The sequence below is a fragment of the Citrobacter sp. GW821-FHT07H02 genome (assembly GCF_059418505.1).
Window position 1 is genome coordinate 414841 of sequence record NZ_JBWKPZ010000001.1, and the last position, 19516, is coordinate 434356.

Annotated in this window: 19 protein-coding genes, 1 pseudogene and 1 riboswitch; of the genes and pseudogenes, 13 read left to right on the forward strand and 7 right to left on the reverse strand. The window is 56.1% G+C overall.

From position 1 onward, the window contains the following. Nucleotides 1-40 precede the first annotated feature (40 nt). Complete coding sequence (gene hutU, locus AC07NP_RS01945) at nucleotides 41-1726, forward strand: urocanate hydratase (protein ID WP_494659402.1); 1686 nt, start codon at nucleotides 41-43, stop codon at nucleotides 1724-1726. 1 nt (nucleotide 1727) lies between these two features. Next, the gene (gene hutH, locus AC07NP_RS01950) at nucleotides 1728-3248 is read left to right on the forward strand and encodes a histidine ammonia-lyase (RefSeq protein WP_494659403.1); all 1521 of its coding nucleotides are present in this window, start codon (nucleotides 1728-1730) and stop codon (nucleotides 3246-3248) included. An 89-nt stretch (nucleotides 3249-3337) separates the two neighbouring features. Here the strand turns inward: hutH and AC07NP_RS01955 are convergent, their stop codons facing one another. Then, nucleotides 3338-3814: a kinase inhibitor gene (locus tag AC07NP_RS01955; protein WP_494659404.1), complete on the reverse strand. Its 477-nt coding sequence runs from the start codon at nucleotides 3812-3814 to the stop codon at nucleotides 3338-3340. Nucleotides 3815-3879: 65 nt separating this feature from the next. Then, on the reverse strand, nucleotides 3880-5169 hold the full coding sequence (gene bioA, locus AC07NP_RS01960; RefSeq protein WP_494659405.1) for an adenosylmethionine--8-amino-7-oxononanoate transaminase: 1290 nt from the start codon (nucleotides 5167-5169) through the stop codon (nucleotides 3880-3882). An 86-nt stretch (nucleotides 5170-5255) separates the two neighbouring features. Here bioA and bioB point away from each other — a divergent pair, with 86 nt between their 5' ends. Genes bioB through bioD form a run of 4 tightly spaced genes read left to right on the forward strand, consistent with a single transcriptional unit; the run spans nucleotide 5256 to nucleotide 8880 of the window. Next, nucleotides 5256-6296 carry a biotin synthase BioB gene (gene bioB, locus AC07NP_RS01965; protein ID WP_494659406.1) on the forward strand — a complete coding sequence of 347 codons (1041 nt, stop codon included), beginning with the start codon at nucleotides 5256-5258 and terminating at the stop codon, nucleotides 6294-6296. Further along, the gene (gene bioF / locus AC07NP_RS01970; RefSeq protein WP_494659407.1) at nucleotides 6293-7447 is read left to right on the forward strand and encodes an 8-amino-7-oxononanoate synthase; all 1155 of its coding nucleotides are present in this window, start codon (nucleotides 6293-6295) and stop codon (nucleotides 7445-7447) included. The genes bioB and bioF overlap by 4 nt, the downstream gene beginning before the upstream one ends. Next, entirely contained in the window at nucleotides 7434-8189 is a 756-nt protein-coding gene (bioC, locus tag AC07NP_RS01975; RefSeq protein WP_494659408.1) for a malonyl-ACP O-methyltransferase BioC, read from the forward strand. The genes bioF and bioC overlap by 14 nt, the downstream gene beginning before the upstream one ends. Next, nucleotides 8182-8880 carry a dethiobiotin synthase gene (bioD, locus tag AC07NP_RS01980; protein WP_494659409.1) on the forward strand — a complete coding sequence of 233 codons (699 nt, stop codon included), beginning with the start codon at nucleotides 8182-8184 and terminating at the stop codon, nucleotides 8878-8880. Before bioC ends, bioD begins: the two co-directional genes overlap by 8 nt. Here the strand turns inward: bioD and AC07NP_RS01985 are convergent. After that, nucleotides 8846-8998, reverse strand: a pseudogene (locus tag AC07NP_RS01985) (ABC transporter ATP-binding protein); the annotation flags it as partial. The gene bioD and the pseudogene AC07NP_RS01985 sit on opposite strands and share 35 nt — an antisense overlap. Before the next feature lie 579 nt (nucleotides 8999-9577). On the opposite strand from AC07NP_RS01985, the gene uvrB reads away from it, so the two are divergent. After that, a complete protein-coding gene (gene uvrB / locus AC07NP_RS01990; protein ID WP_192611641.1) occupies nucleotides 9578-11599 on the forward strand; it encodes an excinuclease ABC subunit UvrB in 2022 nt (673 codons plus the stop codon). Nucleotides 11600-11655: 56 nt separating this feature from the next. Here the strand turns inward: uvrB and yvcK are convergent, their stop codons facing one another. Next, the gene (gene yvcK, locus AC07NP_RS01995) at nucleotides 11656-12564 is read right to left on the reverse strand and encodes a uridine diphosphate-N-acetylglucosamine-binding protein YvcK (RefSeq protein WP_494659410.1); all 909 of its coding nucleotides are present in this window, start codon (nucleotides 12562-12564) and stop codon (nucleotides 11656-11658) included. Nucleotides 12565-12830: 266 nt separating this feature from the next. Then, nucleotides 12831-12976, forward strand: a riboswitch (molybdenum cofactor riboswitch). Here yvcK and moaA point away from each other — a divergent pair. From moaA to AC07NP_RS02025, 6 genes are all read left to right on the forward strand, one after another. Further along, on the forward strand, nucleotides 12964-13953 hold the full coding sequence (gene moaA / locus AC07NP_RS02000; protein ID WP_192611643.1) for a GTP 3',8-cyclase MoaA: 990 nt from the start codon (nucleotides 12964-12966) through the stop codon (nucleotides 13951-13953). Its footprint overlaps the riboswitch before it by 13 nt. Nucleotides 13954-13973: 20 nt before the next feature. Beyond that, nucleotides 13974-14486 (forward strand): molybdenum cofactor biosynthesis protein B, encoded by a 513-nt coding sequence (gene moaB, locus AC07NP_RS02005; RefSeq protein ID WP_203358413.1) that lies wholly within the window; start codon nucleotides 13974-13976, stop codon nucleotides 14484-14486. Between the two features lie 2 nt (nucleotides 14487-14488). Continuing rightward, nucleotides 14489-14974 (forward strand): cyclic pyranopterin monophosphate synthase MoaC, encoded by a 486-nt coding sequence (gene moaC, locus AC07NP_RS02010; RefSeq protein WP_494659411.1) that lies wholly within the window; start codon nucleotides 14489-14491, stop codon nucleotides 14972-14974. Beyond that, entirely contained in the window at nucleotides 14967-15212 is a 246-nt protein-coding gene (gene moaD, locus AC07NP_RS02015) for a molybdopterin synthase sulfur carrier subunit (RefSeq protein ID WP_203358411.1), read from the forward strand. The genes moaC and moaD overlap by 8 nt, the downstream gene beginning before the upstream one ends. Before the next feature lies 1 nt (nucleotide 15213). Next, on the forward strand, nucleotides 15214-15666 hold the full coding sequence (gene moaE, locus AC07NP_RS02020; RefSeq protein ID WP_203358410.1) for a molybdopterin synthase catalytic subunit MoaE: 453 nt from the start codon (nucleotides 15214-15216) through the stop codon (nucleotides 15664-15666). Nucleotides 15667-15717: 51 nt separating this feature from the next. Beyond that, the gene (locus tag AC07NP_RS02025) at nucleotides 15718-16422 is read left to right on the forward strand and encodes a Bax inhibitor-1/YccA family protein (protein WP_203358409.1); all 705 of its coding nucleotides are present in this window, start codon (nucleotides 15718-15720) and stop codon (nucleotides 16420-16422) included. 48 nt (nucleotides 16423-16470) lie between these two features. Here AC07NP_RS02025 and AC07NP_RS02030 read toward each other — a convergent pair whose 3' ends face one another. The 3 genes from AC07NP_RS02030 to AC07NP_RS02040 are packed head-to-tail and all read right to left on the reverse strand — an operon-like array spanning nucleotide 16471 to nucleotide 19432. After that, the gene (locus tag AC07NP_RS02030; protein ID WP_494659412.1) at nucleotides 16471-17433 is read right to left on the reverse strand and encodes a lysylphosphatidylglycerol synthase domain-containing protein; all 963 of its coding nucleotides are present in this window, start codon (nucleotides 17431-17433) and stop codon (nucleotides 16471-16473) included. Then, complete coding sequence (gene clsB, locus AC07NP_RS02035) at nucleotides 17433-18674, reverse strand: cardiolipin synthase ClsB (RefSeq protein ID WP_494659413.1); 1242 nt, start codon at nucleotides 18672-18674, stop codon at nucleotides 17433-17435. The genes AC07NP_RS02030 and clsB overlap by 1 nt, the downstream gene beginning before the upstream one ends. Further along, on the reverse strand, nucleotides 18671-19432 hold the full coding sequence (locus tag AC07NP_RS02040) for an endonuclease/exonuclease/phosphatase family protein (RefSeq protein ID WP_494659414.1): 762 nt from the start codon (nucleotides 19430-19432) through the stop codon (nucleotides 18671-18673). The genes clsB and AC07NP_RS02040 overlap by 4 nt, the downstream gene beginning before the upstream one ends. Nucleotides 19433-19516: the final 84 nt, after the last annotated feature.

The following is a 19516-nucleotide window of genomic DNA, read 5'->3' on the forward strand; positions in this document are numbered from 1 at the left end:
TATGTTAGTGACTTATCTGAGCGTTCGTGAGGAATCTGACATGCCCCAAAGCAAATATCGTGAGCAGGATATCCGTGCCCCAAGAGGGACGACCTTAACAGCCAAAAGCTGGCTGACCGAAGCGCCGCTGCGCATGTTAATGAATAACCTTGATCCCGATGTTGCTGAAAATCCCCACGAGCTGGTGGTGTATGGCGGGATTGGGCGTGCCGCGCGCGACTGGCAATGTTATGACGCCATCGTTAAAGCACTGACCCAACTGAATGACGATGAAACCCTGCTGGTGCAATCCGGCAAACCGGTAGGCGTATTCAAAACCCATGAAAATGCGCCGCGCGTGTTGATCGCCAACTCCAACCTGGTTCCGCACTGGGCGACCTGGGAGCACTTCAACGAGCTGGATGCGAAAGGCCTGGCCATGTACGGTCAAATGACGGCCGGAAGCTGGATCTACATTGGCAGCCAGGGGATCGTGCAGGGCACCTACGAAACCTTTGTCGAAGCCGGACGCCAGCACTATCAGGGCAACCTGGCGGGACGCTGGGTTCTGACCGCCGGGCTTGGTGGGATGGGCGGCGCTCAGCCGCTGGCCGCGACGCTGGCCGGTGCCTGTTCACTGAACATTGAATGTCAGCAGAGCCGTATCGATTTCCGTTTGCGTACCCGCTATGTCGACGAACAGGCTGAATCCCTGGATGACGCGCTGGCGCGTATTGAAAAATACACCCGTGAAGGTAAAGCCGTCTCTATCGCCCTGTGCGCCAATGCGGCGGACATCGTGCCAGAACTGGTAAAACGGGGCGTACGCCCGGATATGGTAACCGATCAGACCAGCGCCCACGATCCGCTGCATGGCTATCTGCCTTCCGGCTGGAGCTGGGAAGAGTACCAGCAGAAAGCGATTTCTGACCCGCAAGGTACGGTACTGGCGGCGAAACGCTCAATGGCGACGCACGTCCAGGCAATGCTGGCGTTTAGCGAAATGGGCGTCCCGACCTTTGACTACGGCAACAATATTCGCCAAATGGCCAAAGAGATGGGCGTTGAAAAGGCGTTTGATTTCCCCGGTTTCGTTCCGGCCTATATTCGACCGCTGTTCTGTCGTGGGATTGGCCCGTTCCGCTGGGTGGCGCTTTCCGGCGATCCGCAGGATATTTATAAAACCGATGCCAAAGTAAAAGAAATCGTCAAAGACGATAAACATTTGCATCACTGGCTGGATATGGCCCGTGAACGCATCAACTTCCAGGGACTTCCCGCGCGTATCTGCTGGGTCGGACTGGAGTGGCGGCAAAAACTGGGGCTGGCGTTTAACGAAATGGTGCGCAGCGGCGAAGTCTCCGCGCCGATTGTGATTGGCCGTGACCATCTCGATTCCGGTTCCGTCGCCAGCCCGAACCGTGAAACTGAAGCGATGCGCGACGGCTCAGACGCGGTCTCCGACTGGCCGTTATTGAATGCGCTGCTCAACACCGCCAGCGGCGCAACCTGGGTTTCGCTGCATCACGGTGGCGGCGTGGGAATGGGCTTCTCCCAGCACTCCGGGATGGTGATCGTCTGTGACGGCACCGATGAAGCGGCAGCACGCATCGCCAGGGTACTGCACAACGATCCGGCAACGGGCGTTATGCGCCATGCCGATGCCGGTTATGACATCGCCGTCGAATGCGCCGTCGAGCAGGGGCTGAACTTACCTATGATCGCGGCTACTCAAGGGAATCGTTGATATGAATACGCTTATGTTAACGCCGGGCCAACTGAGCCTTGAACAACTGCGCGCCGTCTGGCAGCAGCCTGTGCAACTGAGTCTGGATGCCAGCGCGATTGATGGCATCAATGCCAGCGTCGCCTGTGTGAATAACATTGTGGCTGAAGGGCGTACGGCTTACGGGATCAATACCGGTTTCGGTCTGCTGGCGCAGACGCGCATCGCCACCGAAGATCTGCAAAATTTGCAGCGCTCGCTGGTGCTTTCACATGCCGCAGGGGTTGGCGAACCGCTGGACGACGCGATGGTGCGTCTGATGATGGTGCTGAAAATCAACAGTCTGGCCCGTGGATTTTCAGGCATTCGTCTGAGTGTGATTGAAGCGCTGATCGCACTGGTCAATGCCGGTGTTTATCCACTGATTCCGGCAAAAGGATCGGTAGGGGCGTCAGGCGACTTAGCGCCGTTGGCACACATGTCCCTTACGCTGCTTGGCGAGGGTAAAGCACGTTGGCAAGGCGAGTGGCTACCGGCGAAGGACGCGCTGCGTAAAGCGGGTCTGGAGCCTGTCACGCTGGCGGCAAAAGAGGGGCTGGCGCTGCTTAACGGCACCCAGGCATCGACCGCTTTTGCCCTGCGCGGTCTGTTTGAGGCGCAAGAGTTATTTGCCTCCGCCGTGGTGTGCGGGGCACTGACCACGGAAGCTGTGCTGGGGTCACGTCGCCCGTTTGACGCGCGCATTCATGCCGCGCGTGGGCAACGCGGACAGATAGATGCCGCGGCGCTTTACCGCCACGTGCTGACCGAAAACAGTCCGATTTCCGACTCTCACCATAACTGTGAAAAAGTGCAGGACCCGTACTCTCTGCGCTGTCAGCCGCAGGTGATGGGGGCGTGTCTGACGCAACTGCGTCAGGTTATGGAGGTGCTGCTTGTTGAAGCCAATGCGGTTTCGGACAACCCGCTGGTGTTTGCCGAAGAGGGCGATGTGATTTCCGGCGGCAATTTCCATGCGGAACCGGTGGCGATGGCGGCGGATAATCTGGCGCTGGCGATCGCGGAGATTGGCGCGCTGTCGGAAAGACGCATTGCGTTGATGATGGATAAACACATGTCGCAGCTACCGCCGTTCCTCGTGAAAAATGGCGGGGTTAACTCCGGTTTTATGATAGCCCAGGTGACGGCGGCGGCGTTGGCCAGCGAGAACAAAGCGCTGGCGCATCCGCACAGTGTCGACAGTCTGCCGACATCGGCGAATCAGGAAGACCATGTTTCCATGGCACCGGCGGCGGGTCGTCGGTTGTGGGAAATGGCCGCCAATACGCGAGGCGTGATCGCCGTGGAGTGGCTGGCAGCCTGTCAGGGGATTGATTTGCGTGAAGGGTTAACCTCCAGTCCACTGCTGGAGCAGGCGCGTCAGGCATTACGTGAACAGGTTCCGCACTACACCCAGGATCGTTTCTTCTCCCCGGATATCGAGTGTGCTACTGCGCTACTGGCGCGAGGGGATTTACTGCGTCTGGTGCCTGAGTTCTTGTAACAATGACGGATGGCGCTAACGCTTATTCGGCCTGTGTAACCTGTAGGCCGGATAAGACGCGTTAGCGTCGCCATCCGGCACAACACCGATTAACTGAACATCGCGGTAATTGACGCGCTGGCGAGCGAATGGAAATGGACATTAAATCCGACCATCGCACCGCTGGCGCCTTCATCGACCTCAATGCGTTCCACATTCAGGGCATGCACCGTAAAGATATAACGGTGCGTTTCCCCTTTTGGCGGCGCAGCGCCACCGTAGCCCGCTTTGCCAAAATCCGTGCGCGTCTGAATCGCGTCTTCCGGCAGCGGCGAAAGACCAGAGCCTGAGCCTTGCGGTAAAACGCGCGTGTCGGCAGGTAAGTTGGCGACAACCCAGTGCCACCAACCCGAGCCGGTGGGCGCGTCGGGATCGTAACAGGTCACGACAAAGCTTTTCGTCCCAGCGGGGACATCGTCCCAGGCCAGGTGCGGAGAGATATTATCTCCGTCATAGCCCATCCCGTTGAATACCTGACGATGGGGCAGTTTTTCCCCGTCGCGCAGGTCGTGGCTGATAAGTATCATGCACCCTCCGTCAATCTGCTGATCCGCAAAAAAGTGTAGTCAGTATCAGACGGGCTTACCGCCGATTAATGGATAAAAAATGTTTCCTGCGTCACGGCGTCATTCACTGCCTGCGTCAGTTTACGCAGTTGCTCAGGTTGAATAAGGTAAGGCGGCATCAGATAAATCAGTTTACCGAACGGGCGTACCCACACCCCTTGTTCCACAAAGAAGCGTTGGAGCGCTGCCATATTCACCGGATGTGTCGTTTCCACTACGCCAATGGCACCAAGCACGCGCACATCCGCCACCCACGGCGACTGCGCGGCAGGGGTTAATTCAGCGCGTAACTGCGTTTCGATGGCGGCAACCTGGTGTTGCCACTCTCCGGTTTCCAGCAGCGACAGGCTGGCGGTCGCCACGGCACAGGCCAGTGGATTGCCCATAAAGGTTGGGCCATGCATAAAACATCCGGCTTCGCCGTTGCTGATGGTTTCAGCGATAGTGCGGGTGGTTAAGGTGGCGGAGAGGGTCATGGTCCCGCCGGTCAGCGCTTTCCCCAGACACAGAATGTCCGGCGTGATGTCGGCGTGCTCGCAGGCAAACAGTTTACCCGTACGGCCGAATCCGGTCGCAATCTCATCGGCAATCAGCAGGATGCCTTCGCGGTCGCACATTTTACGGATGCGCCGCAACCATTCAGGGTGATACATCCGCATGCCGCCCGCGCCCTGGACGATCGGCTCCAGAATGACCGCCGCAATCTCGTTGCGGTGCGCGGCCATCAAACGGGCGAATGCCACCATATCCCGTTCATCCCACTCACCGTCCATTCGGCTTTGCGGCGCGGGAGCGAACAGGTTATCCGGCAGATAGCCCTTCCACAGGCTATGCATGGAGTTCTCCGGGTCACAGACGGACATCGCGCCGAACGTATCCCCGTGATAGCCGTTACGAAACGTCAGGAAGCGCTGGCGGGATTCGCCTAATGCCCGCCAGTATTGCAGCGCCATTTTCATCGCCACTTCCACCGCGACCGAACCGGAATCCGCCAGAAAAACGCACTCGAGCCGCTCTGGGGTCATCGCCACCAGTTTACGGCACAGATTGATGGCAGGGGCATGGGTGATACCGCCGAACATAACGTGCGACATGCTGTCGATCTGCGTTTTCATTGCCGCGTTGAGCTGTGGGTGATTGTAGCCATGAATTGCCGCCCACCAGGAGGACATGCCGTCAACCAGGCGTTCGCCGTTAGACAAAATCAGTTCGCAACCTTCGGCGCGCTCCACCGGATACACCGGGAGCGGTGAGGTCATTGACGTGTAAGGATGCCAGATATGGCGTTGGTCAAAGGCAAGATCGTCCGTTGTCATAATCGACTTGTAAACCAAATTAAAAAGATTTAGGTTTACGAGTCTACACCGAATCAAAAATTAACAACACCCTTTGGAGAGGCCCGATGGCTCACCACGCTCGCTGGACAATGTCGCAAGTCACCGAATTATTTGAAAAGCCGTTGCTGGATTTACTGTTCGAAGCGCAACAGGTTCATCGTCAACATTTTGACCCGCAACAGGTGCAAGTGAGTACGCTGTTGTCGATTAAAACCGGTGCCTGCCCGGAAGACTGCAAATACTGCCCACAGAGTTCCCGCTACAAAACGGGCCTGGAGTCAGAACGTTTGATGGAAGTTGAACAGGTTCTGGACTCTGCGCGTAAAGCGAAAAATGCGGGATCGACCCGCTTCTGCATGGGGGCGGCCTGGAAGAATCCACATGAACGCGATATGCCGTATCTGGAACAGATGGTGCAGGGCGTGAAAGAACTGGGGCTGGAAGCGTGCATGACGCTGGGCACGCTCAATGACGCCCAGGCGAAGCGCCTGGCTGACGCAGGTCTGGACTATTACAACCACAACCTCGACACCTCGCCTGAGTTCTACGGCAACATTATCACCACCCGTTCGTATCAGGAGCGTCTCGACACGCTGGACAAAGTCCGCGAGGCGGGCATTAAGGTCTGCTCTGGGGGCATCGTGGGGTTAGGTGAAACGGTAAACGATCGGGCCGGACTTTTGCTGCAATTAGCCAACCTACCGACACCACCGGAAAGCGTGCCCATCAACATGCTGGTGAAGGTGAAAGGGACGCCGCTGGCCGATAATGACGACGTAGACGCGTTTGATTTTATTCGCACCATTGCGGTGGCGCGTATCATGATGCCCACCTCGTTTGTCCGTCTCTCCGCAGGCCGTGAACAGATGAACGAACAGACCCAGGCAATGTGCTTTATGGCTGGCGCAAACTCGGTGTTCTACGGCTGTAAGCTGCTGACCACGCCAAACCCGGAAGAGGATAAAGACCTGCAGTTGTTCCGCAAGCTGGGGCTGAATCCGCAGCAAACGGCCGTGCTGGCCGGTGACAACGAACAGCAGCAACGCCTCGAACAGGCGCTGATAACCCCGGACACCGACGATTACTACAACGCGGCAACCGTATGACCTGGCAGCAAAAAATCGACGATGCGCTGATAGCGCGTCGTTCTGCCGATGCGTTGCGCCGCCGTCACGCGGTGGTGCAGGGCGCCGGGCGCTGGCTCCATGCGGGCGATCGTCAATATCTCAATTTTTCCAGCAATGACTACCTGGGGCTGAGTCACCATCCGCAGATTATCTGCGCCTGGCAGCAAGGCGCGGAGCGCTTTGGCGTGGGAAGCGGTGGCTCGGGTCATGTCAGTGGCTATTCCGTTGCCCATCAGGCGCTGGAGGAAGAGCTGGCGCAGTGGCTGGGGTATTCGCGTGCGCTGTTATTCATCTCCGGTTTTGCGGCGAACCAGGCGGTCATTGCCGCACTGATGGCAAAAGACGATCGCATCGTGGCCGACCGGCTTAGCCACGCATCGCTGCTGGAGGCCGCCAGCCTCAGTCCGGCGCAACTGCGTCGTTTTACGCATAACAACCCCGAACATCTGTCTCGTTTGCTGGCCGCCCCGATTTCTGGTCAACAACTGGTGGTGACCGAAGGGGTATTCAGCATGGATGGCGACAGCGCGCCGCTTGCCGAGATTCAGCGTACCGCACAACAGCACCGCGCGTGGCTGCTGGTCGATGATGCGCACGGTATTGGTGTTACCGGTGATGAGGGGCGAGGGAGTTGCTGGCAGCAGCAGGTGAAGCCTGAACTGCTGGTGGTGACATTCGGCAAAGGGTTTGGCGTCAGCGGGGCGGCCATTCTCTGTTCCGACAGTGTGGCAGAGTATCTGCTGCAGTTTGCCCGTCACCTGATCTACAGCACCAGTATGCCGCCCGCTCAGGCCCAGGCGTTACGCGCCGCTTTGGCGGTGATCCGTAGCGATGAAGGCCGCCAGCGCAGAGAAAAACTGGCGTCATTGATTGAACATTTTCGTGCTGGCGTGGATACCACGGCGTTCGCCCTGGCGCCTTCTCACAGCGCAATCCAGCCGCTGATCGTCGGCGATAACGCGCGCGCATTACAGCTGGCGGAAACGTTGCGCAGCCAGGGATGCTGGGCGACCGCGATCCGCCCGCCTACCGTTCCGGCGGGCACCGCGCGGCTACGTTTGACGCTGACCCAGGCGCACGAAAAACAGGACATCGATCGTTTGCTGGAGGTGCTGCATGGCGCAGTTTGATAAGCAGGCCATCGCGGCGGCGTTCGGACGAGCAGCGACGCAGTATGAACAACATGCCGAACTGCAACGCCAGAGCGCGGATGCGTTACTTGGATTGTTGCCGGATCGCGCGTTTTCGCAGGTGCTGGATGCCGGTTGCGGGCCGGGACGCATGAGCCGCCACTGGCGAGCACAGGGTTGCGAAGTGACGGCGCTCGACCTCTCGGCGCAAATGCTCGAGGAGGCGCGTCGTCAGCAGGCCGCAGACCATTATTTGATGGCGGATATTGAATCGATTTCGCAACCCACGGCGAGCTTCGATCTGGCCTGGAGTAACCTTGCGGTGCAATGGTGCAGTGATTTACCCCAGGCGTTGTCGGAGCTGTATCGCGTGGTACGCCCCGGCGGACAGGTAGCATTCACCACTCTGGCGCAAGGGTCGTTGCCGGAGCTGCGTCAGGCGTGGCGGGCGGTCGATAATCGGGCGCATGCAAACCACTTTTTAGACGGCATTGCCATCGAAAACGCCCTGAGAGGCTGGCGCGCCCGGCACCGGATTCAGGCTATCACGCTCTGGTTTGACGATGCGCTGAGCGCGATGCGTTCGCTCAAAGGCATTGGAGCGACCCATCTGCACGAAGGGCGCGAACAGAGGGTGCTCACCCGCAGCCAGCTCCAGCAACTGCAACTAGCCTGGCCGCAACAGCAGGGGAAATACCCGCTGACTTATCATCTTTTTTTGGGAGTGATTGAACGTGACTAAGCGTTATTTTGTCACCGGCACTGACACCGAAGTTGGGAAAACTGTTGCCAGTTGTGCGCTACTGCAGGCCGCCGCTCTGCGGGGTTACCGTACAGTGGGTTACAAGCCGGTGGCGTCGGGCAGTGAGATGACGACGGACGGTTTACGCAACGGCGATGCGCAGGCACTACAGCGCAACAGTACGCTGTCTCTGGCGTATCAGGACATCAATCCGTACACCTTTGCGGAGCCAACATCGCCGCATATTATCAGCGCCGACGAGGGAAGGCCCATTCTCGCGACGGTGATGTCTGACGGTTTACGGGCGTTAGAAGCCCAGGCTGACTGGGTGTTGGTTGAAGGGGCCGGGGGCTGGTTTACGCCGCTCTCAACGACGCTGACCTTTGCTGACTGGGTCCAGGCCGAGCAACTACCGGTGATTCTGGTGGTGGGTGTTAAACTGGGATGTATCAACCATGCCATGCTGACAGCGCAGGCGGTACAGCAAGCGGGTTTAACGCTCGCAGGCTGGGTCGCCAACGACGTGACGCCGCCTGGAAAACGTCATCAGGAGTATATGGCGACGTTATCGCGTGTGCTCCCGGCGCCGCTGTTAGGGGAAATCCCCTGGCTGGCTGAGTCGCCGGAATACGCCCCGACAGGTCATTACCTCGATCTCAGCGCTCTGGAGCGGGCGTCATCCACTGATTAAGAAGCTTGTCGTTTAGCTGGGTCAGTTGCCCCTGCGCCACGTTGCGTCCCCGGTGCAGGAGGCAAAAGCGGTCAGCGACCCGGCGAATCAACGGCAGACGTTGCTCCCCCAGCAAAAGCAGTGCAACCAAATGGTGAAAATGCGAGCAAGATCTCGTCTGGATGGGGTCGTGCTGTTAGCTGATAAAAATCAAAAATTAGCGATAATTTTTTTTTAGTTGCCCGAAAATGACCAGAAGGTCGATTTTGCCAGGCGGCAGTCCATACGGGCTGGAAGCAGTTATCCACTATTCCTGTGGATAACCTTGTGCATTAGAGTTAGAAAACATAACGTAAGCGAGAGAATACGCGGCCTGCGACTGAATTGATGCGAAAGACGGCTTAAAGAAATATTCGTTATAAAACAGCTTGTTAAATAAAAGCAATGGCTGAAAGAAAAGTGTCATGGATTGCCATAAAACGCGCATTACACTGCTTGACAAATGTTAAAAAAGTCATAGGTCTGGGGATAACCGACATCGGGTGGTTTTTTATCTCGTCTGGGGCTAAATTTTGCACTGTGATGACGTGGTTTTTGCCCGCGTAACAGAAATACTTTACCGTGCTACTGTTTTTTCATCCAGTATATTTTACTGGCAATATTAGTTATCCCGAGTAAAATTACACACCTGCCCGCCCATTGCTTCAGGTAGCTGCTCATGAGTAAACCGTTCAAACTGAATTCCGCATTTAAACCGTCTGGCGATCAGCCTGAGGCGATACGTCGTCTGGAGGAAGGGCTGGAAGATGGTCTGGCGCACCAGACCTTGCTGGGCGTCACGGGTTCAGGAAAAACGTTCACCATTGCCAACGTGATTGCGGATTTGCAGCGCCCCACAATGGTGCTGGCGCCGAATAAAACGCTGGCGGCGCAGTTGTACGGCGAAATGAAAGAGTTCTTCCCGGAGAACGCGGTGGAATATTTCGTCTCTTACTACGACTACTACCAGCCCGAAGCCTATGTACCCAGTTCCGACACGTTTATCGAGAAAGATGCCTCGGTGAACGAACACATTGAACAGATGCGCCTGTCGGCCACCAAAGCGCTGCTGGAGCGTCGGGATGTGGTGGTGGTGGCCTCTGTTTCCGCCATCTACGGTCTGGGCGACCCCGATTTATACCTGAAAATGATGCTGCACCTGACGGTGGGCATGATCATCGACCAGCGCGCCATTTTGCGCCGTCTGGCGGAGTTGCAATACACCCGAAACGATCAGGCTTTCCAGCGCGGTACGTTCCGTGTGCGCGGCGAAGTGATCGACATCTTCCCGGCGGAGTCTGACGACATCGCACTGCGCGTCGAATTGTTCGATGAAGAGGTGGAACGTTTGTCGCTGTTTGATCCGCTGACCGGGCAGGTGGAATCAACGATTACGCGCTATACCATCTACCCTAAGACGCACTACGTCACCCCGCGTGAACGGATTGTGCAGGCGATGGAAGAGATTAAAGTCGAGTTGGCGGAGCGGCGTAAGAACCTGCTGGCGAACAACAAACTGCTCGAAGAGCAGCGTTTATCACAGCGTACCCAATTCGATCTGGAAATGATGAACGAGCTGGGGTATTGCTCCGGCATCGAAAACTACTCCCGTTATCTTTCCGGGCGCGGACCGGGCGAACCGCCGCCGACGCTGTTTGACTATCTACCTGCTGACGGTCTGCTGGTGGTAGATGAATCCCACGTGACCATTCCACAGATTGGCGGTATGTATCGCGGCGACCGGGCGCGTAAAGAGACGCTAGTCGAGTACGGATTTCGTTTGCCGTCAGCGCTGGATAACCGTCCGCTGAAGTTTGAAGAGTTCGAAGCGCTGGCACCGCAAACCATCTACGTTTCCGCAACGCCAGGTAACTATGAGCTGGAGAAATCCGGTGACGATGTGGTGGATCAGGTGGTGCGACCGACCGGGCTACTGGATCCGGTTATTGAAGTTCGTCCGGTGGCGACGCAGGTGGATGATCTGCTCTCCGAAATCCGTATTCGCGCGGCGATCAACGAACGCGTGTTGGTGACCACGCTGACCAAACGGATGGCGGAAGACCTGACAGAATATCTGGAAGAACACGGCGAACGTGTGCGCTACCTGCACTCCGATATCGACACCGTTGAGCGTATGGAAATTATTCGCGACCTGCGTTTGGGCGAGTTTGACGTGCTGGTGGGGATTAACCTGTTGCGTGAAGGGCTGGATATGCCGGAAGTCTCGCTGGTGGCGATACTCGATGCCGACAAAGAAGGCTTCCTGCGTTCTGAACGTTCGCTGATACAGACCATCGGGCGCGCGGCGCGCAATATCAACGGCAAAGCCATTCTCTACGGCGATAAAATTACCGCGTCGATGGCGAAGGCCATTGGCGAGACGGAACGTCGCAGAGAGAAGCAGCAGCAGTACAACGAAGAACACGGCATCATCCCGCAGGGGCTAAACAAAAAAGTGGTCGATATTCTGGCGCTGGGTCAGAACATCGCGAAGACAAAAGCGAAGGGAAGAGGGAAGTCTCGCGCAGGGGCGAAGTCCGATGTGGTTGAGCTGGACATGACGCCGAAAGCGTTGCAGCAAAAAATCCATGAGCTGGAAGGGCAAATGATGCAGCATGCGCAGAATCTGGAGTTTGAAGAAGCCGCGCAGATCCGCGATCAGTTGCACCAGTTACGCGAGTTGTTTATTGCGGCGTCTTAGGGTTCTTAGCTGTAGGCCTGATAAGACGCGTTAGCGTTGCTATCAGGCTCACCGATTTAACCGAGCGCCTGTACCGCTTTTTCCAGCGCGCAGTGCAGCAACTGACGGTCATGACGATACGGAATGTCGCTGGCCTCCAGAATCTCCTGAATCACAATTCTGTCGGTGATGGCTGAGACATCAACTTTCGGCCCGACCACGACCGCATCAATCACTTTCTTCCCGACATACTGCTCCATAATGGCGAGCTTATCGACAAGGGATAAACTGGCGGCGGGCAAACTCAACTCGCGCCCCAGATTGCCGATATACACCATCGGCGCAGGGGTACGTCGTAACGCCTGCGCCAGATCGTCCAGCAGCAGGATTGGCATCAGGCTGGTGTAAAAACTGCCCGGCCCAATCAAAATCAGATCCGCTTCGCTAATGGCTTGCACGGCCTCGCGGGTGGCAGGGACTTTCGGCGACAGCATCAACTCTTGCGGCGGCATAGACAACTGGTCGATATTGACCTCGCCGTATACTTCATGCCCCTGATCGTCGATTGCCATCAGGTCTACCGGCAGCTCCGACATCGGAATTAAATGCGCATCCACTTTCAGCAAATTACGAATTAAATTGATGGCCTCAAGAGGCCGTACGCTAAGGTGATCCAGCGCCTTTAACATCAAATTTCCGAGGTTATGCCCGGAAAGTTCGCCATTACCGCCAAAACGATACTCAAACATGGCCGAAGCGACGCTAGGTTCAGTAATTAACTGGTTCAGACAATTACGCATATCGCCCCAGGCAATACCGCCTTCTGAACGGCGAATACGTCCTGTTGAGCCGCCGTTGTCTGTCGTCGTAACAATACCGGTCAGGCGTGAACCTAATGGCGAGAGTGAAGAAAGAACGCGTCCTAATCCATGCCCTCCGCCGAGAGCCACAACACGGTCGAGGTCTGCCAGCGTGCGATTGCGCATATAAATTCCTGGTGTCAAAAGATCTGCATTACAGTAGCGCAAATCGCGGGTTTTCAGCAATTAGCCAGGTAGGCTGAGTGGAAATAAAATCTTGCCGTCTACCTCTTTATGGCGAGGGGTAAGGTACAGCAAAATGATGTATATCAATGCAAAACTGTGGTTTTTGCTTATTCTGTAGCGAAAGTGCACGATCATGACGCTATATATATGATTATACAGCGTAAGTGTAGATGGCGTAAAAAACGTTTACACGCTAGTATCGGCATAACCACAATAAACACTCTAGCCTCTGCACCTGGGTCAACTGATACGGTGCTTTGGCCGTGACAACGCGTAAACGTGCTTGTCACCAGGGCGCAGGAAGAAATGACTCCGCCTCCCGTATTTGGAAAGGTGTACATGGGCTCACAACTTACCGATGCTTTCGCGCGTAAGTTTTACTACTTACGTTTGTCGATTACCGATGTGTGTAACTTTCGTTGCACCTACTGCCTGCCGGATGGCTACAAGCCTGGCGGGGTCACCAATAATGGCTTCCTGACCGTCGACGAAATTCGCCGGGTTACGCGCGCATTTGCGAACCTCGGCACCGAGAAAGTGCGCCTGACGGGCGGCGAACCTTCCTTACGTCGTGACTTTACCGACATCATCGCCGCCGTGCGTGAAAATGCCGCGATCCGCCAGATTGCTGTCACCACTAATGGCTACCGCCTGGCGCGTGATGCGGCGAACTGGCGCGACGCCGGTCTGACCGGCATCAACGTTAGCGTCGACAGCCTCGACGCCCGCCAGTTTCATGCCATTACCGGGCAGGATAAATTTCAGCAGGTGATGGCAGGAATCGATGCCGCCTTTGACGCCGGGTTTGAAAAGGTCAAAGTTAATACCGTGTTGATGCGCGATGTGAATCACCATCAGCTGGACACCTTCCTTGCCTGGATTCAGGCGCGCCCCATCCAACTGCGTTTCATCGAACTGATGGAAACAGGAGAGGGGAGCGAACTCTTCCGTAAACATCATATTTCTGGTCAGGTGCTGCGTGACGAACTGTTGCGTCGCGGCTGGCTCCATCAGCTACGCAAGCGCAGCGACGGCCCGGCACAGGTGTTTTGTCACCCTGACTATGCCGGTGAAATTGGTCTGATCATGCCGTATGAGAAAGATTTCTGCGCAACCTGCAACCGTCTGCGCGTGTCGTCAGTGGGTAAACTCCACCTGTGCCTGTTTGGCGAAGGCGGCGTCAGTCTGCGCGATCTGCTGGAAGATGACGCTCAACAGCATGCGCTGGAAGACCGCATTTCTGCCGCGCTGCTGGAGAAAAAACAGACCCATTTCCTGCATCAGAACCAGACCGGAATTACGCAAAATTTATCGTACATTGGTGGATAAACGCTAAAAGGAGATTTCAGATGAGTCAGGTAAGTACTGAATTTATCCCAACCCGTATCGCTATTCTTACGATTTCCAGCCGTCGCGGCGAAGAAGATGACACGTCAGGCCATTTTCTGCGTGATTCCGCGCTGGAAGCTGGCCATAAAGTGGTCGATAAAGCCATCGTAAAAGAAAACCGTTACGCCATTCGTGCCCAGGTTTCCGCCTGGATTGCCAGCGACGACGTGCAGGTGGTGCTGATAACCGGTGGGACGGGGCTGACTGAAGGTGACCAGGCGCCGGAAGCGTTATTGCCGCTGTTTGACCGGGAAGTTGAAGGGTTTGGCGAAGTGTTCCGCATGCTCTCTTTTGAAGAGATTGGCACCGCGACGTTGCAGTCTCGCGCGGTGGCAGGCGTGGCCAACAAAACGCTAATTTTCGCCATGCCGGGTTCCACCAAAGCGTGTCGCACCGCGTGGGACAATATTATTGCGCCGCAACTGGATGCCCGCACGCGTCCGTGCAATTTCCACCCCCATTTGAAGAAATAAGTATGTCGCAACTGACCCATATTAACGCCGCTGGCGAAGCGCACATGGTGGATGTCTCCGCCAAAACGGAAACCGTTCGCGAGGCGCGCGCGGAAGCCTTTGTCACGATGCATAGCGAAACGCTGGCGATGATCATCGCTGGCAGTCACCATAAAGGCGACGTTTTTGCGACCGCCCGTATTGCCGGGATTCAGGCCGCCAAACGCACCTGGGAACTGATCCCGCTGTGTCATCCGCTGCTGTTGAGCAAAGTAGAAGTACAACTGCTGGCGGAACCGGAGCACAACCGTGTGCGTATCGAATCTGTCTGCCGTTTGACCGGGAAGACCGGTGTGGAAATGGAGGCGCTGACCGCGGCATCTGTTGCGGCGTTGACCATCTACGACATGTGCAAAGCCGTGCAAAAAGACATGGTGATTGGCCCGGTACGCTTGCTGGCGAAAAGCGGCGGCAAGTCGGGAGATTTTAAGGTGGATGCCGATGATTAAGGTGCTTTTCTTCGCGCAGGTGCGCGAACTGGTCAATACCGATGCGCTGGAACTGCCAGCCAGGTTCACCACGGTGGATGCGCTGCGTCAGCATCTGGCGGCACAAAGCGATCGTTGGGCGCTGGCGCTGGAAGACGGTAAACTGCTGGCTGCGGTTAACCAGACATTAGTCAGCTTTGATCAACCGTTGGTCGATGGTGATGAAGTGGCGTTCTTCCCGCCAGTGACGGGAGGCTGAGATGGCTGAAACGCGAATTATTGTCGGGCCTGCGCCGTTTAGCGTAGGGGAAGAGTATCCCTGGCTGGCGGAACGCGATGAAGATGGCGCCGTCGTTACGTTCACCGGGAAAGTCCGCAATCATAATCTTGGCGACAGCGTGAAGGCGTTGACGCTGGAGCACTACCCAGGCATGACGGAAAAGGCGCTGGCGGATATCGTCGATGAGGCGCGTAGCCGCTGGCCGCTGGGACGTGTGACGGTGATTCATCGCATCGGCGAATTGTGGCCAGGCGATGAAATCGTCTTCGTCGGCGTGACCAGCGCGCATCGCAGCAGCGCGTTTGAAGCCGGACAGTTCATTATGGATTATCTGAAAACGCGTGCGCCGTTCTGGAAGCGTGAAGCGACGCCGGAGGGAGACCGCTGGGTAGAAGCGCGTGATAGCGATCAACAGGCGGCGAAACGCTGGTGAGATAATGTGATACGCTTAGTGACAGGTATCACTTTCAACCAGGAGATTATCATGGACCGATTTCCACGATCCGATTCTATCGTGCAGGCGCGTCCCGGCCTGCAAACCTACATGGCGCAAGTCTACGGCTGGATGACCTGCGGTTTACTGCTGACGGCGTTTATCGCGTGGTATGCGGCCAATACGCCTGAGCTGATGATGTTTATCTTTTCCAGCAAAATCACCTTCTTTGGTTTGATTATCGCTCAGCTTGCGTTGGTGGTTGTGCTGTCTGCGATGGTGCATAAACTCAGCGCCGGGATGGCGACCACGCTGTTTATGCTTTATTCCGCGTTGACCGGGTTAACGCTGTCGAGCATTTTTATCGTCTATACCTACTCTTCCATCGCCAGCACCTTTGTGGTCTCGGGTGGCATGTTTGGCGCGATGAGCCTGTACGGTTACACCACCAAACGCGATCTCAGCGGTTTCGGCAACATGCTGTTTATGGCGCTGATTGGTATCGTTCTGGCATCGTTGGTCAACTTCTGGCTGAAAAGCGAAGCGCTGATGTGGGCGGTGACCTATATCGGGGTGATTGTATTTGTCGGACTGACTGCGTACGACACGCAAAAGCTGAAAAACATTGGCGAGCAGATCGACGTCCGTGACAGCGCTAACCTGCGCAAGTACTCCATACTGGGCGCATTAACGTTGTATCTGGACTTCATCAACCTGTTCCTGATGCTGCTGCGTATTTTCGGTAATCGCCGTTAATTGCTGTTGTGCCGGACGGCGTTCGTACTGAACGCCGTCCGGCAAAAATCACTTCGCCATCGCCTTTTCGTTTTTTGCCCGCAATTTCTTCGCCCGACTCTCCAGTACCAGATAACAGATCAACGCCAGCAGTAGCGGAATAAAATAATAGAGCACCCGCCAGGCGAGCAGGGCGGCGATAATCGTGCCCTGAGAGGTATGTTCTCCTGCGAGAAGGGCGATAAAAACGGCTTCCAGTACCCCAATCCCTGCCGGAATATGCACAATGACGCCTGCGATACTGCTCACCAGTAACACGCCAAGGACAAAGAAATAGTTTACGGACTGCCCCATTAACAGCCAGATGGTCGCCCCCATCACCATCCAGTTAATGCTGGAAATGGCCATCTGCGCGAGGGCGAATTTCCAGGAGGGCAACACCAGCTTTTGTCCTTTGATGGTGAGATGTCGATGCTTCGCAAAGGCGCAGCACCACAGGTAAAGCGTAATGATCAAAAGCAACGCTATGCCCAGAATACGCAGCGTATTTTCATCGATATACCAATGGTCAGGCAGTTGCACCACGCCGAAGGTAAAGATCACGCCCCCCAGCACGATGTAACCCAGCCAGTTGGTGGCGATGCTGAGTGAAAAAATTCGCGTGATCGTGCTGCCCGGTAAGCCGAGACGGGAATAAAGTCGGTAACGCATCCCGATACCGCCAACCCAGGTACTGAGGGTCAGATTGAAGGCGTAACAGATGAAAGAGACCAGCATCACCTGCCGCTTTGCCAGCCGGTGCCCACAGTAGAGGCGCGCGAGCAAATCATAACAGCCGTAGAGTAAGTAGCTGACGATCACCAGCCCAACAGCGCCTGCCATGGCAATCCGGTTATAGTCGCGGACAACCGTCCAGACCTCGTTCCAGTCGACTTTGCTGGCGTAGACCACCAGCAGCACGATGACGGCAATAAAAAACAGCCAGGTGAGGATTTTTTTAGCCCGCCGCCAGCGCGCACGCGATTTAGCCATCAGGGTTTGCCCCCCGTATCTTGCGCTTCTACCCGGTCCTGAGTTTCCATCGCAGGCTGGGCTGGTGGTTCAACCCGCGTCAGATGCGGAGTATGGGCCGGAAGCCAGCCGACCAGCGCGGGGAAGTGACGTAAAAAGTGGAACGCCATCACGCTTTTGCTGAGATTCCACCAGGTGCGTTTAGGCAACATCGACTCATCAACCTGTTTGCAATCATCGGCAATGATCGTGCTGAGATTGTCGCGTAACGTCTGGTTAAATGTCCGATCATGAATGATGATGTTCGCTTCCAGATTGAGAGACAGACTGAGCGGATCAAGGTTACTGGAACCTACGGTTCCCCAGTGGTCATCCATCAATGCCACTTTGCCATGCAGAGGGCGACGGTGATATTCAAAAATCTGTACGCCGCCTTTGACCAGATAGTTGTAGAGCAGCCGCGCGCCGACTTTGACAATCGGCATGTCGGGTTCACCCTGCACGATAAGTTTTACGCGCACGCCGCGTCGGGCAGCGTTGCGCATTGCATGCAGCAGGCGATAGCCCGGGAAGAAATAGGCGTTCGCAATCATCACTTCGCGTTTTGCCTGAGTGAGCATTTTCAGGTAATGGCGTTCGATATCGTCGCGGTGTTCGTCATTATCGCGCCAGACAAACAACGCCTGCGCTTCGCCTGGCTGGCGATTTTCTTCCGCGCGGTGATGGCGCCGCCACCAGCGGCGTGCTGCGCGCTGTCCCGGCAGGTTTTCCAGCTCAAATTGCAGAATATCCTCCACAATCGGCCCTTCAACCCGAACGGCGTAATCCTGTTTGGCCTCAGGGCCATAGTCGGACATCTGTTCGGCGGAGTAGTTAATTCCGCCAACAAAGGCGATCCGGGCATCGATCACCACAATCTTTCGGTGCATCCGGCGGAACAGATTGGTGCGCATCCCCAACAGGCGGGGGCGGGGATCGTAATAGCGAAAAATAATCCCTGCCGCCGTCAGCGCTTCAACAAAAGCGTCGCTGAGATCCGGGGAGCCGTACCCGTCCAGTAACACTTCGGCGTGTACGCCGCGTTGGGCGGCATTGAGCAGGGCCGCGTGCAGTTGTCTTCCCACTTCATCTTCAAACCAGATAAAGGTCTCCAGAATAATTTTCTGCTCCGCCTGGGCGATGGCGTCAAACACGGCAGGGTAATACCTATCGCCGTTCTCCAGTAACTGAATCTGATTGCCTTCACGCCAGCCGCATTTCATAGATGAATCTCCGCACTCAGAGGCGCATGGTCAGATAAGTGTCGCCAGTGATGCAGCGGTAGCGCCGTGGGGGCGCTGGCATTGGCGTTTTTGACATAAATACGATCAAGGCGCAGTAACGGCAGGCGCACCGGAAACGTCCGCGCCGGGCGACCGTAGGCGCGGGTGAAGATCTCCTCCAGGCCCGCTCGGGTCTTTAACGGACGGTTAGCCTGTTGTCGCCAGTCATTAAAATCCCCCGCGACAATCACCGGTTCGCCAGGGGGGAGGCTGTTAACCCAGTCGGCCAGCAGGGTGAGTTGCGCCTGGCGGTGGGCTTCACGCAGGCCCAGATGTACGCACATAACGTGGATCGGGTGGTTCAACTGTGGCGGTATAATGCGGCAATAAAGCACGCCGCGTTTTTCGCTGTTGCCAACGGAGATGTCACGATTTTCATCATATTCAATGGGATAACGTGAGAGTACGGCGTTGCCGTGGTGCCCCTCCGGGTAAACGGCATTGCGCCCGTAAGCAAAATCACGCCACAGGGTATCGGCGAGAAACTCGTAATGGGGAGCCTCCGGCCAGTTTGCAATGCGCTGGGGGTGAACCTCATGGGCGCCCATCACTTCCTGCAAACAGACAATATCCGCACTGACGGCTCGCACCGCCTCCCGCAGTTGCGGCAAAATAAAACGACGGTTAAACGCCGTGAAACCTTTGTGGGTATTGAGGGTGAGCACGTTGAATGAAAATCGCTGCGTTTGTCCGGGCATAATTCTCCTGTTTGCATCACTTTCCTGAATAAAAATAGTGTAGTCGTCGTCACAAAAAGAAGCGGTCTTACGGAATTTTCCGTA

What these genes read in the sequence shown, in the direction of transcription:
- clsB (WP_494659413.1), bottom strand. Translation starts at nt 18,674, where the DNA reads ATGAAATGCGGCTGGCGTGAAGGCAATCAGATTCAGTTACTGGAGAAC.
- moaB (WP_203358413.1), top strand. Translation starts at nt 13,974, where the DNA reads ATGAGTCAGGTAAGTACTGAATTTATCCCAACCCGTATCGCTATTCTT.
- yvcK (WP_494659410.1), bottom strand. Translation starts at nt 12,564, where the DNA reads ATGCGCAATCGCACGCTGGCAGACCTCGACCGTGTTGTGGCTCTCGGC.
- AC07NP_RS02025 (WP_203358409.1), top strand. Translation starts at nt 15,718, where the DNA reads ATGGACCGATTTCCACGATCCGATTCTATCGTGCAGGCGCGTCCCGGC.
- uvrB (WP_192611641.1), top strand. Translation starts at nt 9,578, where the DNA reads ATGAGTAAACCGTTCAAACTGAATTCCGCATTTAAACCGTCTGGCGAT.
- bioB (WP_494659406.1), top strand. Translation starts at nt 5,256, where the DNA reads ATGGCTCACCACGCTCGCTGGACAATGTCGCAAGTCACCGAATTATTT.
- hutH (WP_494659403.1), top strand. Translation starts at nt 1,728, where the DNA reads ATGAATACGCTTATGTTAACGCCGGGCCAACTGAGCCTTGAACAACTG.
- hutU (WP_494659402.1), top strand. Translation starts at nt 41, where the DNA reads ATGCCCCAAAGCAAATATCGTGAGCAGGATATCCGTGCCCCAAGAGGG.
- moaD (WP_203358411.1), top strand. Translation starts at nt 14,967, where the DNA reads ATGATTAAGGTGCTTTTCTTCGCGCAGGTGCGCGAACTGGTCAATACC.
- moaC (WP_494659411.1), top strand. Translation starts at nt 14,489, where the DNA reads ATGTCGCAACTGACCCATATTAACGCCGCTGGCGAAGCGCACATGGTG.
- AC07NP_RS02040 (WP_494659414.1), bottom strand. Translation starts at nt 19,432, where the DNA reads ATGCCCGGACAAACGCAGCGATTTTCATTCAACGTGCTCACCCTCAAT.
- bioC (WP_494659408.1), top strand. Translation starts at nt 7,434, where the DNA reads ATGGCGCAGTTTGATAAGCAGGCCATCGCGGCGGCGTTCGGACGAGCA.
- moaE (WP_203358410.1), top strand. Translation starts at nt 15,214, where the DNA reads ATGGCTGAAACGCGAATTATTGTCGGGCCTGCGCCGTTTAGCGTAGGG.
- AC07NP_RS02030 (WP_494659412.1), bottom strand. Translation starts at nt 17,433, where the DNA reads ATGGCTAAATCGCGTGCGCGCTGGCGGCGGGCTAAAAAAATCCTCACC.
- bioA (WP_494659405.1), bottom strand. Translation starts at nt 5,169, where the DNA reads ATGACAACGGACGATCTTGCCTTTGACCAACGCCATATCTGGCATCCT.
- AC07NP_RS01955 (WP_494659404.1), bottom strand. Translation starts at nt 3,814, where the DNA reads ATGATACTTATCAGCCACGACCTGCGCGACGGGGAAAAACTGCCCCAT.
- moaA (WP_192611643.1), top strand. Translation starts at nt 12,964, where the DNA reads ATGGGCTCACAACTTACCGATGCTTTCGCGCGTAAGTTTTACTACTTA.
- bioF (WP_494659407.1), top strand. Translation starts at nt 6,293, where the DNA reads ATGACCTGGCAGCAAAAAATCGACGATGCGCTGATAGCGCGTCGTTCT.